Source organism: Neptunomonas sp. ABH4_499 (genome assembly GCF_056160565.1).
Genome location: NZ_JBSWXK010000006.1, coordinates 130,061 through 145,098 on the forward strand (window position 1 = coordinate 130,061; position 15,038 = coordinate 145,098).

The 15,038-nt window shown below is 50.2% G+C and carries 15 protein-coding genes; 8 read left to right on the forward strand and 7 right to left on the reverse strand.

Going from position 1 to position 15,038, the window contains the following annotated elements:
* Window positions 1-3: 3 nt before the first annotated feature.
* Both ACXAF9_RS08135 and ACXAF9_RS08140 read right to left on the reverse strand, forming a co-directional pair.
* Window positions 4-576, reverse strand: a complete 573-nt coding sequence (locus ACXAF9_RS08135; RefSeq protein ID WP_475072706.1) for a cob(I)yrinic acid a,c-diamide adenosyltransferase — start codon at window positions 574-576, stop codon at window positions 4-6.
* Between the two features lie 18 nt (window positions 577-594).
* Window positions 595-1,506 (reverse strand): ketopantoate reductase family protein, encoded by a 912-nt coding sequence (locus tag ACXAF9_RS08140; RefSeq protein ID WP_475072708.1) that lies wholly within the window; start codon window positions 1,504-1,506, stop codon window positions 595-597.
* Window positions 1,507-1,613: 107 nt separating this feature from the next.
* Between ACXAF9_RS08140 and ACXAF9_RS08145 the strand changes: the two genes are divergently transcribed.
* Both ACXAF9_RS08145 and ACXAF9_RS08150 read left to right on the forward strand, forming a co-directional pair.
* Complete coding sequence (locus tag ACXAF9_RS08145) at window positions 1,614-2,096, forward strand: YajQ family cyclic di-GMP-binding protein (protein WP_475072711.1); 483 nt, start codon at window positions 1,614-1,616, stop codon at window positions 2,094-2,096.
* Between the two features lie 427 nt (window positions 2,097-2,523).
* A complete protein-coding gene (locus ACXAF9_RS08150) occupies window positions 2,524-3,780 on the forward strand; it encodes an AmpG family muropeptide MFS transporter (RefSeq protein WP_475072713.1) in 1,257 nt (418 codons plus the stop codon).
* A 71-nt stretch (window positions 3,781-3,851) separates the two neighbouring features.
* Here the strand turns inward: ACXAF9_RS08150 and ACXAF9_RS08155 are convergent, their stop codons facing one another.
* The 5 genes from ACXAF9_RS08155 to ACXAF9_RS08175 all read right to left on the reverse strand — a co-directional run bounded on the left by ACXAF9_RS08155 (window position 3,852) and on the right by ACXAF9_RS08175 (window position 8,420).
* Window positions 3,852-4,613 (reverse strand): SDR family oxidoreductase, encoded by a 762-nt coding sequence (locus tag ACXAF9_RS08155; RefSeq protein WP_475072715.1) that lies wholly within the window; start codon window positions 4,611-4,613, stop codon window positions 3,852-3,854.
* Window positions 4,614-4,818: 205 nt separating this feature from the next.
* Window positions 4,819-5,586 carry a Fe(3+) dicitrate ABC transporter ATP-binding protein FecE gene (gene fecE, locus ACXAF9_RS08160; protein ID WP_475072716.1) on the reverse strand — a complete coding sequence of 256 codons (768 nt, stop codon included), beginning with the start codon at window positions 5,584-5,586 and terminating at the stop codon, window positions 4,819-4,821.
* Between the two features lies 1 nt (window position 5,587).
* Window positions 5,588-6,505: an iron chelate uptake ABC transporter family permease subunit gene (locus ACXAF9_RS08165; protein ID WP_475072718.1), complete on the reverse strand. Its 918-nt coding sequence runs from the start codon at window positions 6,503-6,505 to the stop codon at window positions 5,588-5,590.
* 38 nt (window positions 6,506-6,543) lie between these two features.
* Window positions 6,544-7,524: an iron chelate uptake ABC transporter family permease subunit gene (locus ACXAF9_RS08170; RefSeq protein WP_475072720.1), complete on the reverse strand. Its 981-nt coding sequence runs from the start codon at window positions 7,522-7,524 to the stop codon at window positions 6,544-6,546.
* Entirely contained in the window at window positions 7,521-8,420 is a 900-nt protein-coding gene (locus ACXAF9_RS08175) for a Fe(3+) dicitrate ABC transporter substrate-binding protein (RefSeq protein ID WP_475072722.1), read from the reverse strand. Before ACXAF9_RS08175 ends, ACXAF9_RS08170 begins: the two co-directional genes overlap by 4 nt.
* Before the next feature lie 208 nt (window positions 8,421-8,628).
* Here ACXAF9_RS08175 and ACXAF9_RS08180 point away from each other — a divergent pair, with 208 nt between their 5' ends.
* The 6 genes from ACXAF9_RS08180 (at window position 8,629) to ACXAF9_RS08205 (ending at window position 15,037) form a co-directional block, all read left to right on the forward strand.
* On the forward strand, window positions 8,629-9,138 hold the full coding sequence (locus ACXAF9_RS08180) for an FxsA family protein (protein WP_475072724.1): 510 nt from the start codon (window positions 8,629-8,631) through the stop codon (window positions 9,136-9,138).
* A gap of 143 nt (window positions 9,139-9,281) precedes the next feature.
* Window positions 9,282-9,575 carry a co-chaperone GroES gene (locus ACXAF9_RS08185; protein ID WP_475072726.1) on the forward strand — a complete coding sequence of 98 codons (294 nt, stop codon included), beginning with the start codon at window positions 9,282-9,284 and terminating at the stop codon, window positions 9,573-9,575.
* A 66-nt stretch (window positions 9,576-9,641) separates the two neighbouring features.
* Window positions 9,642-11,288, forward strand: a complete 1,647-nt coding sequence (gene groL, locus ACXAF9_RS08190; RefSeq protein WP_475072728.1) for a chaperonin GroEL — start codon at window positions 9,642-9,644, stop codon at window positions 11,286-11,288.
* A gap of 186 nt (window positions 11,289-11,474) precedes the next feature.
* Window positions 11,475-13,025 (forward strand): ABC transporter substrate-binding protein, encoded by a 1,551-nt coding sequence (locus tag ACXAF9_RS08195; RefSeq protein WP_475072730.1) that lies wholly within the window; start codon window positions 11,475-11,477, stop codon window positions 13,023-13,025.
* Window positions 13,026-13,110: 85 nt separating this feature from the next.
* The gene (locus ACXAF9_RS08200) at window positions 13,111-14,094 is read left to right on the forward strand and encodes an ABC transporter permease (RefSeq protein ID WP_475072732.1); all 984 of its coding nucleotides are present in this window, start codon (window positions 13,111-13,113) and stop codon (window positions 14,092-14,094) included.
* Window positions 14,087-15,037 carry an ABC transporter permease gene (locus ACXAF9_RS08205; protein WP_475072735.1) on the forward strand — a complete coding sequence of 317 codons (951 nt, stop codon included), beginning with the start codon at window positions 14,087-14,089 and terminating at the stop codon, window positions 15,035-15,037. The genes ACXAF9_RS08200 and ACXAF9_RS08205 overlap by 8 nt, the downstream gene beginning before the upstream one ends.
* Window position 15,038: the final 1 nt, after the last annotated feature.

Here is a 15,038-nt window from a genome sequence, read left to right on the forward strand (position 1 = left end):
AATTTAATCTTCTGTCCGAGACTGAACCGGTCTCCAGAACACTTCCTCGGTTTGAGACTCTTTTGCAATCGAGCGGGCCAAAACAAACAGATAGTCCGACAAACGATTGAGATATTGCCCACCAAGGCTCTCTTTTACCTCGTCATCGACACCGCTTAATCGAATCCAGCTTCGCTCAGCCCTTCGGCAGATGCTTCTTGCCACATGCGCAAAGGCAACCGGCTGTGATCCACCGGGTAAAATAAACTCTTTTAACGTCGGAAGAGCGTCGTTCATCTGATCGATTTCGCTCTCAAGTCGGCTGATTTGATCGTGAGTAATGGCTTTGTAGTTTGGGTCTACCATCGCAAGCTCGCCCCCAAGGTCAAATAGCTCGTGTTGTAACAGTGAGAGTGAGTTTTGAAATGGGCGGTGCTCAAGATGAGCGATCAACACCCCAATCGATGAATTAAGCTCGTCAATGTCGCCAAGGGTTTCGATACGTTCCGAACTTTTTGAAACCGTATTTCCGTTGGCTAAGGACGTCGTGCCTTTATCTCCGGTACGGGTGTAAATACGTGTTAAGCGGTCAGCCATAAGGATGCCCTTATTTAATTAATGGGTTTGAAGTGTACGCGTCAGTGCGTTAAACAGAGCTTGATTCAGCGGCGCTGGTACGTTTTTTTCTCGCGCGCTGTTTAGGATAAAGCCTGTGATGTATTCAATCTCGGTTGGCCTGCCTCCTCTAACATCCTGCAACATAGAGGAGATGTTTTCACAGGTGTCCATCGCGACGGTTTTGACTCTTTCATACAACGGCTCTTCAAAAAGCGGTTGCTGAGCGCTTTCTGCAATGGCTTCGATCTCGTTACACAGCGCTTGAAGCTGGGCGTTTAAATGAGATTCTGTGATGAGCTGACCATTGAGTACGTTGTTAAGCGCGGTCATAGGATTGATGGCGGCGTTAATGGCCAGTTTGCCCCATAGATCCTGCCAGGGGTGATTGGAATGCTCGAGTTTCAATAACGACAGCGGGATCTCTAGCGCCCCTGTCGAATCATGCGATAGACAGCCCAGTTTATTGATGCCAAGCCCTGCTTGAACCACATGAAAAGGGGCGGTTAAGTAAGCGCCATCGGTTGAAACGCAAGACCATACCTGAACGGCGGGGCGATCTTTAAGGAAGTGAAGTAGGTCCGTTTGCTGTCCCATGCCGTTTTGCAAGAGCACGATAGATGCTTGATCAGATAATCGATGTTGAATGCTGTTAAAGGCACTGATGCAGTCAAAGGCTTTGGTGGCAATAATCAGTCGATGGATCGGGGTTTCTTCGCTCGCAAGCTCGGCATCACACTTGGCTTTAAACGAGGCGTCACCTACTGATTGATAGTGAATTACAGAGTGCTGATTAAAGGCTTCAAGGCGGGCTGGGGTTCGTAAAATTAAGGTGACGGGATCATCACTGCGACTTAAATTCGCCGCCCAGCTGCAACCCAATGCGCCTGCACCAAGGATATGCCATCTCATCGTAAAAGAACCTTGAATAAAAATGTGCATGCTAGCGGTTTATGACAACAGATGAAATGGCACACGCAGTTCGATAAACTGTGCGCTTAACGTATAAGGAGAGCAACATGCCATCGTTTGATATTGTGTCTGAGCTTGATAAGCACGAGATCACCAACGCTATCGACCAAGCGAACCGCGAACTATCGACACGATATGATTTTAAAGGGGTAACCGCTTCGTTTGAGCAATCGGGCGATTCTGTTTTATTGGAAGCGGAAGTTGATTTTCAGCTGAAACAGATGATGGATCTGTTACGTGCGCGTCTGATTGCGCGTGGCATCGACATTAAATGTCTTGAAGAGAAAGACCCTGATCTATCCGGTGTACGTGCACGCCAAGAAGTTCTACTGCGCCAAGGGCTAGACCAGCCGTTGTGTAAGCAGATCACCAAACTGATCAAAGAGAGCAAAATGAAAGTTCAAGCTCAGATTCAGGGTGAGAAAGTACGTGTGACCGGCAAAAAACGTGACGACCTACAAGGGGCCATCGCTTTGTTGAAAGATTCCGATATCGATATGCCGCTGCAGTTTAATAACTTTAGGGACTAACATCCCACACAGTAAAAAGCCGACATTGTGTCGGCTTTTTTGCATCTGAAGCTCCGGTCTTCAATGTATTTGGTCTAAACACGATAAAATAAACAACTCTTTTACCAACTCTCGCGTGTTGCGCTCGGGGCTTGAAAAATCGCAAGGGCATAAGGCTCCCGAATCAATTAACTCTTTAACTTGCTTGCCGTGCCACTCGATAACCGAAATCTGCCGATCCTTATGGACAACTCGAATATAGGGATCGGTCCTTTCTAGCCACGCATCAATTGTATAGGTCATTTGTCTATCCTCCCTATCAGAGGTTGTAATGTACGCCAAAAAAAACGATAAGTAAATGATAATCATTATCATTAGTTTCTAGGTGGGTATTTTGCTGATCATCACTGGGGTACACTGGCGCTAAGTTTTTATCGAGAAGCATGGAATGTCAGACGATAATCGTCCTTTGATTGAATCAATTTTCAACCGCAGAACCCTGATCTGCATCTTTACAGGCTTCGCCTCTGGCATGCCTTTGTACGTGTTATTCCAGTTACTGCCTGCGTTCCTACGAACCGAAGGGGTTGGGCTTAAAGAGATCGGCCTATTTGCCTTGGTGACGTTTCCCTATACCTGGAAGTTTCTTTGGGCACCCTTCATGGACAGTCTTCAGCTGCCGTTTCTGGGAAGGCGGCGAGGTTGGATGCTACTGATGCAGCTTTTCTTGCTCGCATCCATTGCGCTCTTAGGTTATTTCAACCCTACCACTGAGCTCAGTGTTATTGTGACGATGGCCTTGCTGGTGGCTTTTTTCAGTGCCAGCCAAGACATTGTATTGGATGCCTATCGCCGAGAGCTTCTACCGGATGAAGAGCTGGGGTGGGGTAACTCGGTGCATGTGCAGGCCTATCGGATTTCTGGCTTAGTGCCTGGGGCGCTTGGTTTGGTGTTGGCGGATTACTTACCTTGGAGCTCCGTATTCACGGTGGTTGCAGCCTTCATGGTGCTTGGGATAGGTATGACTCTGTGCATCAAAGAGCCACAAAACACGCAGCCGATGCCGCACAACTTTAAAGAGATGGTGCTTGCGCCGTTTCAGGATTTTCTGGCCCGCTTTGGGTGGAAGCCAGCGCTTACGGCACTGGCCTTTATGTTTTTGTATAAGCTTGGCGATAACATGGCGACGGCCTTATCCACACCGTTTTACATTGATCTTGGATTTGAGTTGACCGAGATCGGGGTGGTGGCGAAATCTTCGGCGCTGTGGGCCTCCATTGTTGGCGGGATTCTTGGTGGACTGTGGATGATCAAGCTTGGGATCAACCGTGCGCTTTGGATCTTTGGTGTGGTGCAAGTGATCACCATCTTAGGCTTTGCAGGCTTAGCTGAAGTGGGGGATAACCTCTGGGTCTTGGGTGTCGTGATTTCGTTGGAGTATCTGGGTGTTGGTCTTGGCACAGCCGCCTTTACCGCTTACATCGCACGATCCACCAGTGTGGCTTTTGCGGCCACTCAGTTTGCCTTGTTTACAGCGCTTGCTGCTTTACCACGCACCTTTGCAAACGCAACGACTGGCTTTTTGGTGGAAGATTTGGGCTGGACCAGCTTCTTCTTACTGTGTGCGGCCTTGTCCATTCCCGGAATGGTATTGCTGATCTGGCTTGCGCCTTGGAATGGCGATCGAGTCGAGAAAGCTGTTTAGCTGTGTTTGACGGAGATCTAAACGTAAAAGAGCGCTAAAAAGCGCTCTTTTGGTTGATAACGGTGGACTGATTAGATCCGCAGAGCGCCGTCAATCTCAAAGCAGCGGCCGCTGACATAGTCGTTTTCTAAAATGAAAGTGACTGTATGGGCGATCTCTTCAGGCTTGCCTAAGCGTTTAGCTGGGATGCTGGCTTCCACTTTTTCCAGCGCTTCAGGTTTCATGCTCATGACCATTTCTGTACCGATGAAGCCTGGTGCAATGGAGGCGGCACGAATACCGTAACGGGACAGCTCTTTTGCCCAAGTTACCGCCATGGCTTCGACACCTGCTTTGGTGGCGGAGTAGTTGGTTTGACCCATATTACCTGCGCGGGAGATGGACGAGATATTGATGATGCAACCCGCGGTTTTGGTTTCGATCATTTTCACTGCCGCTTCACGAGCGCACAAGAAAGTACCGGTGAGGTTAACGTCCATCACCAGATTCCATTGATCCATGCTCATTTTGCTGACGACTTGGCCCTCTTTGGCTTTCACAAACAGGCCATCGCGCGTAATGCCTGCATTGTTCACAAGGCCGTGAACTGTGCCGAAATCGGCGACAATGCTATCAAACAGCGCTTCTACCGCTGGCTCGTCAGCGACGTTTGCGGTGTATCCTTTGGCGGTTGTTCCTTTCTCCACACACATGCCGACGGTGGTGTCGAGGTCTTCTGCGTTCAGATCGACTAAGGCCAATTGCGCGCCTTTTTCGGCCAGTTCCAATGCCATAGAACGACCTAGACCGCGGCCGCCTCCGGTAATCACGATGACTTTATCTTTTAGATCCATTGTCCTGCACCTAATTTGGTTAACGATGGTTAATTGTTGCTCGCATTTTTTTGCACTGCAACAAAAAATAGGTCTAAGTTTGGGATTTTTCCATCCAACTTAAGTGCCAATTTTGATCAGGGCTAAGAATAAAGGTGCTTTAGACGAGTTGAAGATACGCTTTACAGGCCTTAAATGAGTAAGACCTGTATTGTGCAGCGCCAAATTATTGAAGGATGCCCATAGGGTCACCGCTGATTGGGTCTGGGAATATTTGGGCATCGACCTGAAAAACAGTTTTGAACAACGCCTGGTTCATCACGGTTTCGGGTGATCCTTGTTGATGGATCTTGCCATCATGCAGAGCAATCAAGTGATCGCAGCAACGAGCCGCCTGATTGATGTCGTGCAGGACCGCGATGATGGTTTTTCCCTCTTGTGTCAGCTGATGGATTAAACGCATCAGCTCGACTTGGTGATTGATGTCCATGTAGGTGGTGGGTTCATCCAGCAACAGGTAAGGCGTATCTTGCGCCAGAATCATTGCAAGCCAAACACGTTGACGTTGCCCTCCCGAGAGTTCGCTAACGGCTTGGTCTGACAGCTCAGTCGTACCGGTTTTGGCCAGCATCTGATCCACAATCTGCCAATCGTGCTCCGATAATCGACCAAACAACCCGGTGTAGGGGCTACGTCCGTACGCTACAAGATCGCGTACTCTTACCCCTTCAGGAATCGGCTGGATTTGCGGCAAGAAGGCTAGCTGTTTAGCCAGTGACGCAGCAGAGAGGCGATCGATCGCTTGATTATCCAAGCTCACTTGACCAGAGTCGGGTGCCAGTAAACCGGCCAACGTACGCAAAAGGGTTGTCTTGCCACAACCATTGGGGCCTATAAGTGCCGTGAATTGACCAGTTGGAAGCTGAAAGCTGAGATCGTTTAACACGGTTTTTTTATCGAATCGGACCGACAGTTGTTGGACAGATAAACTCATCTTATTTGATCCTAATCATCAGCCAAAGGAAGTAGGGTGCGCCCAAAATGGCGGTTAATAATCCGGTGGGGAGTTCCAGCGGTGGCGCAATCGCGCGTGCTAATCCATCGGCGATCACCAGCAAAATAGCCCCTAAACACATGGCCGCAGGAATGGATTTGAGGTGGGATTGTCCAACAAGGTGTCGGGCCAAATGCGGTGCGATAAACCCAATAAAGCTTAAAGGGCCACAGACGGCGACACTCACTGAGGTCATGATAATAGCTAACCCCAAGCCGATAGCACGGACACGATGAATCGATACCCCTAAGGTTTTAGCCGAAGCGTCCCCAAGGCTTAATAAATTAAAGGGTTTGGCGAGCAACAGGGTAAAGGGAACCAATAACAGTAATGGCAGCAGTAAGTGCAGATGCGACCAGTTTCGTCCCCACAGGCTGCCGGTTAGCCAAAGGGTGGCGTTATTGATCTCCATCGGGAACACCAACAGCACAAAGTCGGTGATGCTGGTGAAAAATACACTCACCGCGACGCCGGTCATGGCCAAACGTAACGCCCCGCTGTGTCGTCCCGCTAAAAACCAAAGCACGACGGCCGCTGACAGTCCTCCCAATGTGGCTACATAAGGTAGCCAGAGAATGGACGCCGCTGGCCAAAGGGACAAAAAGATAACCGCCGCACAGCCCGCCCCTTGGCTGACGCCTAAAATATCCGGAGAGGCCAAAGGGTTGCGAATAATGCCCTGCACCAAAGCACCGCTAAGGCCAAGTACTGCACCCACCAGGCAAGCAATGATGACCCGCGGCAACCGATACTCATGAACGGTAAAGTAATGGGTGTTATCGCTTTCAAGCCCGTGCCAAACCTCCTTCGGCGTGAGCGTTACAGCGCCAACGCATAAGCTGAGCAGAACCAATCCCACGAGCGATATCATTGCACAAGGGAAAAAGAGCGTTGGCTTCATACTCGTTTCGCCTTGATCAGATACAAAAAGAAAGGGGCTCCCAATAAAGCGACCACAGCACCTGCGGGCGTTTCAAGCGGGAAATTTAACGCGCGACTGACGATATCAGCACCGATTACCAGTACAGCGCCACCTAAGGCAGCAAACGGCATATAAAAACGGTGATCGTGTCCTACGATGACCCTTGCCATGTGCGGAACAATCAACCCGATAAAACCAATGCTGCCGACCGCTGCGACCGATGCAGCCACCAAGACGAGAGTCAACACGCTGGCGATCACACGTAGTTGGGTTAAATGTAAACCTAAGGTTTTGGCTTGATCATGACCTAAGTGCAGTAGGTTCAGTTTGGCCGAGAGTGTCAGTGCCGCAGCCGAGGTAATGAGCGCCACGGGCAGATACCAGTGCGCCGTATCCCATCGGGCGTTGGCAAAGGTACCTGCCATCCAACTCATGATGGCGGCGGTTTGTTCTTCTTCCAGCACCACGGCTGCGCGTGTTAAGGCTGCACAAAGGGCCGAGACAGCAACACCGGTTAAAATTAATCGAGTGGGCACCGTCTGCGGCTTCCAGCCTTGTCCAACCAACATGACCAAGCACCAAGTAGCCGTGCCGCCGAGTATTGCGGCAAAGGTGCCATCAAGCACACCCATCCAAGCCGGAAAAGAGGAAACCAACGCAAGTCCTAACGAGGCACCGGCATTGATGCCTAAAATCCCGGGCGAGGCGAGCGGGTTCTGAGTAATGGTCTGAATCAGTACGCCTGCCAGTGCCAAGGCCATACCACACGCGCCAGCGACCAAAATACGAGGGAGTTTTAGCTGTAAAACCACCTGTTGGCCGAGCTGGTCTTGGCTGGGTGCGATAAGGGCGGTGAGGGCATCTTTCGGTGTGATCGGGATGCTTGACCACGCAAACAGGCCTATCCAGATCACCAGCAACAAACCGGTGATCAAGAGGGAAAAGCGCCATTTCATGACTGGGCTAAAACGTCGATCAAATCCTGTGCCATACGTTCAGCGGCTAAGATGCCTCGGCAGCGAGCCCATACATTGGCATTCACAAAGTACAGATGCTTTTGCTGAACCGCTTTGGTCATCTGCCAAAGGGGTTCTTGAGCCCAGTTGTCCAGCACGTTGGGTGAAGTGTATTTGCCCACAATGAGGTAATTAGGGTTCACGGTCAGCATCTGCTCCAGACTGACCTCACGGGATGCACTGTCATCGCGGTTAAACTCAGGCACTTGCATGCCTAGGCGCGTCAGTACACCGCCAGCGTAAGAGTCTTCGGTGTGCAAAAAGAGGGATTTTTCGCGTGCAACGGCAAATTGAACTTGTTCGCCTTCGGGCAGCGAGTGTTTGAACTGATCCATCAGGGTTTCATGTTTGGCCAGGCGTGCTTGCATCTGTGCCTCTTTGCCGACCACCTTGCCAATGATGGACGCGGCTTTAAGGTTATCTGCGTAGGTTTCGCGTCGCGAGGGTAGGATCAAGGTCGGCGCAATTTTTTTGAGATCTTCATAAACACCCGCATGGCGAGAGATATCCGCAATGATCAAATCCGGCATCAACGAAGCGATCACTTCTAAGCTGGGTTGCGAGCGAGTGCCTACCGATTGCCATGTGCCGATGATCTCTCGAACATCACTCAATACCCGCTCTGGGTCATTATCATCGGCTATGCCAACAGGGCTTACATCGACGGCCGCCAGTGCATCCGCAAATGAAAACTCCAGCACCACAATACGCTTTGGTGTCGTGTCGATGGTGAATTCGCCTTGGCTGTCAATAACCGTCACCGCTGAGCTTACGCTGGTAACACACATCATACAAAACGCCAGCAGTGCCGCTTTGATCGACCCCAAACGTGTCATGCTTTATCCTTAACAAAAATACAAATAAGAATAATTATTGTATTAGCTTCATAAGACCAAAGTCCAAGAAGAATTCGATACCCCCTTGAGATTTTGAAATTTGTAACCAGATATTAAAGAACCATCAGCAAATCGAGCGCCCAAGTATTGTGCTGCGGGAGTGGTTTTGCTCTGATGGGCTTCCCATTTAATAGACGATTGGTGTGTTATGCCCATTCTATTTTTACTGTTTATTGTGATCCCGATTATCGAGATTACTGTGCTCATTAATGTCGGTGGCCTCATTGGTGTCTGGCCGACAGTCGGGCTTGTTCTGCTTTCCGCTTTTATTGGTGTGAACATGTTGCGTATGCAAGGCTTGTCCACTTTGTCGCGTGCGCAAAGCAAAATGAACGCCGGTCAAATTCCCGGCCAAGAGATGGTCGAAGGCATTGTGCTGGCCGTCGGTGGTGCGCTTCTGATTACCCCTGGATTCGTAACGGACATCATGGGCTTTAGTTGTCTTGTTCCTTTTATTCGCAAAGCCATTGTGCGTCGTTTGTTGTCCAACTTTACCGTCCGCGCAACCAACATGCAGGGCAATGTGTACGATTCAGAAGGCCATGAAACCTATTCGGAACACACGCAAAGCGTATTTATCCAAGGTGAGCGCCCTAAAACCGAAAAGCGCCCTGGTAATGGCGATGTGATCGACGGTGAGTACCGCCGCGAAGACTAAAAATTTTCAATTTTTTTCACTTGGGGGTGTTGAAAAGAGATCAGCTGCCCCCATCAAGCAAACGAACCGGTAACCGGATGGTTACGGTCTTATAAAAATCATTAGCCTATGACTTTTGATCAAACCATCAGGAGATAGATCAGATGAATATTCGTCCACTTCACGATCGTGTAGTAGTTCGCCGCGGTGAAGAAGAAAAAACCAGCGCAGGCGGTATCGTACTGCCAGGTTCGGCAGCAGAAAAACCGAACCAAGGTGAGGTAGTTGCAGTTGGTAACGGCCGTGTACTGAACAACGGTGAAGTTCACCCTGTGTCTGTAAAGGTGGGTGATAAAGTACTGTTCGGTCAGTATGCAGGTTCTAACGTTGTCAAAATCGACGGTGAAGAACTGCTGATCATGAGCGAAAACGAAATCTTCGCTGTTCTGGAAGGCTAAGCGCCATCGTTGTTAACCCTTTCAGTTTTTTAAACGAAATAAGTAAAGATAACAGGATTTAAGATTATGGCAGCTAAAGACGTATTGTTTGGTGATGACGCTCGTCAACGTATGCTTACCGGCGTTAACGTTCTGGCAAACGCGGTAAAAACAACTCTGGGCCCTAAAGGTCGTAACGTTGTACTGGATAAGTCATTCGGTGCGCCAAACGTAACTAAAGATGGTGTATCTGTAGCGAAAGAGATCGAACTGGAAGACAAGTTCGAGAACATGGGCGCTCAGATGGTTAAAGAAGTGGCTTCACAAGCTAACGATGTAGCGGGTGACGGTACTACAACCGCGACTGTTTTGGCTCAAGCCATCGTTAACGAAGGTCTGAAATCCGTTGCAGCGGGCATGAACCCAATGGATCTGAAGCGCGGTATCGACAAAGCAGCTGCGGCTGTTGTTGAACAACTGCACCAGATGTCGGTTCCTTGTGACAACACTAAGTCGATTGCTCAGGTAGGTACTATCTCTGCGAACTCCGACAAAGTGGTTGGTGATCTGATCGCTGAAGCGATGGAAAAAGTTGGCAAAGAAGGCGTTATCACAGTCGAAGAAGGTTCAGGCCTTGAGAACGAACTGTCTGTGGTAGAGGGTATGCAGTTTGACCGCGGTTACCTGTCTCCTTACTTCATCAACAACCAAGACAACATGGCGGTAGAGCTGGAACAGCCTTTCATCCTGTTGGTTGACAAAAAAGTTTCTAACATCCGCGAATTGCTGCCAACTCTGGAGCAAGTTGCTAAATCTTCACGTCCATTGCTGATCATCGCTGAAGACGTAGAAGGCGAAGCGCTGGCGACTCTGGTTGTGAACAACATGCGCGGCATCGTTAAAGTAGCTGCAGTTAAAGCACCTGGTTTTGGCGACCGTCGTAAAGCCATGCTGGAAGATATCGCTATCCTGTCTGGCGGTACTGTGATCTCTGAAGAAGTGGGCCTGAGCCTGGAAACAGCGACTCTGGAACACCTAGGTCAAGCGAAGCGTGTAACCGTAACCAAAGACAACACTACTATTGTTGATGGTGCTGGCGATGCGTCTGCAATTGAAGCGCGTGTTCAGCAGATCCGTGTTCAGATCGAAGAAACGTCTTCTGATTACGACCGTGAAAAACTGCAAGAGCGTGTTGCTAAACTGGCTGGCGGCGTTGCTGTCATCAAGGTTGGCGCGGCGACTGAAGTTGAAATGAAAGAGAAAAAAGCACGCGTTGAAGACGCTCTGCACGCAACACGTGCGGCCGTTGAAGAAGGCGTTGTTGCTGGTGGTGGTGTTGCACTGATCCGCGCTCTGCAAAAAGTAGAAGGTCTGGAAGGTGAAAACCACGATCAAACCATCGGTATTCAACTAGCACTGCGTGCGATGGAAGCGCCTCTGCGTCAAATCGTTTCTAACGCAGGTGGCGAAGGTTCGGTTGTTGTTTCTAAAGTACGTGAAGGCGAAGGCTCTTTCGGCTACAACGCTGGCAACGACACTTACGGTGACATGCTGGAGATGGGTATCCTAGACCCAGCTAAAGTAACTCGTTCTGCGCTGCAAGCAGCTGCATCGGTTGCGGGTCTGATGATCACAACAGAAGCGATGGTTGCTGATAAGCCTCAAGAAGGTGGCCCTGCAATGCCTGATATGGGCGGCATGGGTGGCATGGGCGGTATGGGCGGCATGATGTAATCATCCCCCCAAACGCCTAGCGTTAAGAAAACCGGCTTCGGCCGGTTTTTTTGTGCCCTAAAATCGAGCATACGTTTCGTGCATAAGGTCACTCGTAATCTCAATTGAGTGTCTTTTGGGCTCTGGTTACTCTCGAATGGATCTCTACTCATTTGAAAACCAAAGCATGTCGAAAGGACGGATCGTATGAAAAGAACATTGTCGTTACTGAGCAGTGCTGTACTGGCGTTAGGAGTCATGTCTGCCCAAGCGGCCTCATTGAAGATGGCCTATGATGCAGACCCGGTCTCGTTGGACCCTTACGAGCAGTTGTCGGGCGGTACGCTGCAGCTGTCACACATGACGTACGACCCGCTGGTACGTTGGACTCAAGAGTTGGAGTTCGAACCTCGTTTGGCCGAGAAGTGGGAGCGCGTTGATGATCGAACCATGCGTTTTTTCTTAAGAAAAGGTGTGAAGTTCCATTCTGGAAACGACTTTACTGCCAAAGACGTCGCGTTCACGTTTAAGCGCTTACAAGACTCTCCCGACTTTAAAGGTATTTTTGCTCCTTTCGAGTCGATCAATGTCATCGATGATTACACCGTCGAATTCAAAACCAAGGAGCCATTCCCGCTGGTTCTGAACAACATGACGTATCTGTTCCCGATGGACAGCGCCTTCTTTACCGGAACGGATGAAAACGGTAACGCTAAAGATGCGATGGTCAAACACGGTGACAGCTTTGCTTCCCGTAATATCTCTGGCACCGGCCCCTATACGGTCAGCTACCGTGAACAGGGCGTTCGCGTTGAGTTTACCCGTAACCCGAACTACTGGGATACCAACTCACCGGGTAACGCTGACACCATCACGTTAACGCCCATCAAAGAAGACCCGACCCGGGTAGCCGCATTGTTGTCGGGCGATGTGGACTTTATCGCGCCTGTCCCGCCTACCGATCTTGATCGCATCGATAAAAGCGACAAGGTGGATCTGATCACCATGAGCGGCACGCGCATCATCACGTTCCAAATGAACCAAGAGCGTGTCGAAGCGTTTAAAGACCCGAAGGTGCGCTTAGCCATCAACTACGCGATCAACCAAGAGGGGATCGTGAAGAAGATCATGAAGGGTTTTGCGACCCCAGCGGCGCAGTTCTCACCAAAGGGCTATCTTGGCCACAATGACAGCCTAACGCCACGTTACGATCTGGATAAAGCCAAAGCGCTGATGAAAGAAGCGGGTTACGAAGATGGCTTTACCATCACCATGATGGCGCCCAATAACCGCTATGTGAACGACGATAAAATCGCCCAAGCGGTGGCGTCTATGTTGTCTCGTATCAACATCAAGGTTGATCTTAAAACCATGCCAAAAGCGCAATACTGGCCTGAGTTTGATAAGCGTGCGGCTGACATGATGATGATCGGTTGGCACTCCGATACCGAAGACTCCAACAACTTCTTTGAGTTCTTATCCGCTTGCCCAGATGCCGACACCGGTATGGGCCAGTACAACAGCGGTCAGTACTGTAACGCTGAGGTGGATAAGTTGATGGAGCAAGCCAACGCCGAAACCGATATGGCTAAACGTACTGAGATTCTCCAGTCGATGGAGAAGGCCGTGTATGACGACGCAGGCTTTGTACCGCTTCACTGGCAGGATCTAAGCTGGGGTGCTCGTAAAGGTGTTCATGCTGAGAAGATCGTCAACGTGTTTGATTTCCCTTACATGGGCGATCTGGTCATCGAGTAATAGATGCGGGCAGGGCGCTATTGAAGGGGTAAGCGCTCTGCCTCCATCCGTTTGAACGTGTTCGGTTAAGGGTGATTCTCACGTCATGATAGCCTTTTTTGTAAAGCGCTTGTTTCAAGCCATAGTGGTGATGTTTGTCATCAGCTTGATCAGCTTCTCGATACAGGAAAACTTAGGTGATCCGCTTCGTGAACTGGTCGGCCAACGGGTCAGCGAAGAGCAACGACAAGCCCTTCGTGATGAGATGGGGTTAAATGACCCGTTTCTGGTCCAATACATGCGTTTTGCAAAAAACGCGCTTCATGGGGATCTAGGCGAGTCCTACTTTTTTAAAGAGCCAGCCCTTGAGGTCATACTTAAAAAATTTCCCGCAACCTTTGAGTTGGTCTTGGGGGCAACCCTGATCATCGTTGTGCTCTCGGTGCCGCTTGGGGTGTATGCGGCCATTCGACCGCAGGCCTGGTTTTCAAGGGTGGTGATGGCGCTCAGTATCATCGGGATATCCGTGCCGGTGTTCTTAACCGCCATTGGCTTGATCTACCTCTTTGCGATCGAGCTGGGTTGGATGCCCTCCTATGGGCGCGGTGATGTGGTCAGTGTGCTGGGCGTTTGGGACACGGGTCTTTTGACGGCCGATGGCTGGCATCATTTGATTCTTCCAAGCTTTACTTTAGCCTCCATCATGCTGCCGCTGTTCATCAGGCTGATTCGCTCCGAAATGATGGAGGTGCTCCAATCTGAGTACGTGAAATTTGCGTGGGCGAAAGGGATCTCACCGTGGCGTATCTACTTTGTTCATGCTCTGAAAAACACCATGCTGCCGGTCATCACTGTCGGTGGTGTCCAGATTGGTACCATGGTGGCGTACACCATTTTGACCGAAACCGTGTTCCAGTGGCCTGGTATGGGGTTCCTGTTTTTAGAGGCGGTTAACCGGGTTGATACCCCCCTCATCGTGGCCTACTTGATTGTGGTCGGTGCCATCTTTGTGATCACCAATACGCTTGTGGATTTGATCTATGGCTTAGTTAACCCAACGGTAAAATTGGCAGGTAAAGCGCATGGCTGATTCGATCTCTTTATCATCCCCGCCAGCCAGCCGCTGGCAGCAATTCAAACAATCCCATCTGTTTCACAGCTTTGCGAAAGACCGCATTGCCCAGTTCAGCTTATGCGTGTTCCTGCTGTTTGCACTAGCGGCCTTATTTGCGCCCTTGATCGCCCCTTATGATCCGTACGATCCAGCCAGTATGGATATTTTGGATGCCGAGCTTCCACCGGCATGGCAGGCGGATGCTGATGAGCGTTTTTTACTGGGCACTGATGCTCAAGGACGTGACATGCTCTCGACCATTTTGTACGGGACTCGAATCTCCCTGATCATCGGTTTGTGTGCGGTTGCTCTGCAGGCCTTCTTAGGCATTGTGATCGGTCTGTTGGCCGGGTATTTAGGTGATCGCATCGATAGCTTTTTAATGCGTATGGCCGATATCCAGCTCTCATTTTCGACCATGATGGTTGCGATCATTGTGCTGGCCGTGTTTCAGGCCTCCTTTGGCACGGAGCTTTATCAACAGCTCGCCATGTTGATGCTGATTTTGGTGATCGGCATTGCCGAGTGGCCGCAATACGCGCGTACCATTCGTGCATCCGTGCTGGCCGAAAAGCGAAAAGAGTATGTGGATGCAGCACGGGTGATGGGATTTGGCGGTGGTCGAATCATGTTCCGACACATACTGCCCAATACACTTTCGCCGATTTTGGTGATCTCAACGGTGCAGGTCGCGAATGCGATCATCTCCGAAGCGTCGCTCTCGTTTTTGGGCTTAGGCATGCCGGTGACCCAGCCCTCGTTAGGTTCTTTGATTGCCAGCGGGTTTGAATACATCTTCTCGGGCGTGTGGTGGATTACGGTCATACCGGGTGCGGTATTGATTGTGCTGGTGTTGGTCATGAACCTGTTAGGAGATTGGCTGCGCGATGTTCTTAACCCACGACTCTACAAAGGATAAC

What these genes read in the sequence shown, in the direction of transcription:
- ACXAF9_RS08195 (WP_475072730.1), top strand. Translation starts at nt 11,475, where the DNA reads ATGAAAAGAACATTGTCGTTACTGAGCAGTGCTGTACTGGCGTTAGGA.
- ACXAF9_RS08180 (WP_475072724.1), top strand. Translation starts at nt 8,629, where the DNA reads ATGCCCATTCTATTTTTACTGTTTATTGTGATCCCGATTATCGAGATT.
- ACXAF9_RS08135 (WP_475072706.1), bottom strand. Translation starts at nt 576, where the DNA reads ATGGCTGACCGCTTAACACGTATTTACACCCGTACCGGAGATAAAGGC.
- ACXAF9_RS08205 (WP_475072735.1), top strand. Translation starts at nt 14,087, where the DNA reads ATGGCTGATTCGATCTCTTTATCATCCCCGCCAGCCAGCCGCTGGCAG.
- ACXAF9_RS08175 (WP_475072722.1), bottom strand. Translation starts at nt 8,420, where the DNA reads ATGACACGTTTGGGGTCGATCAAAGCGGCACTGCTGGCGTTTTGTATG.
- ACXAF9_RS08200 (WP_475072732.1), top strand. Translation starts at nt 13,111, where the DNA reads ATGATAGCCTTTTTTGTAAAGCGCTTGTTTCAAGCCATAGTGGTGATG.
- ACXAF9_RS08170 (WP_475072720.1), bottom strand. Translation starts at nt 7,524, where the DNA reads ATGAAATGGCGCTTTTCCCTCTTGATCACCGGTTTGTTGCTGGTGATC.
- ACXAF9_RS08185 (WP_475072726.1), top strand. Translation starts at nt 9,282, where the DNA reads ATGAATATTCGTCCACTTCACGATCGTGTAGTAGTTCGCCGCGGTGAA.
- ACXAF9_RS08150 (WP_475072713.1), top strand. Translation starts at nt 2,524, where the DNA reads ATGTCAGACGATAATCGTCCTTTGATTGAATCAATTTTCAACCGCAGA.
- fecE (WP_475072716.1), bottom strand. Translation starts at nt 5,586, where the DNA reads ATGAGTTTATCTGTCCAACAACTGTCGGTCCGATTCGATAAAAAAACC.
- ACXAF9_RS08140 (WP_475072708.1), bottom strand. Translation starts at nt 1,506, where the DNA reads ATGAGATGGCATATCCTTGGTGCAGGCGCATTGGGTTGCAGCTGGGCG.
- ACXAF9_RS08155 (WP_475072715.1), bottom strand. Translation starts at nt 4,613, where the DNA reads ATGGATCTAAAAGATAAAGTCATCGTGATTACCGGAGGCGGCCGCGGT.
- ACXAF9_RS08145 (WP_475072711.1), top strand. Translation starts at nt 1,614, where the DNA reads ATGCCATCGTTTGATATTGTGTCTGAGCTTGATAAGCACGAGATCACC.
- groL (WP_475072728.1), top strand. Translation starts at nt 9,642, where the DNA reads ATGGCAGCTAAAGACGTATTGTTTGGTGATGACGCTCGTCAACGTATG.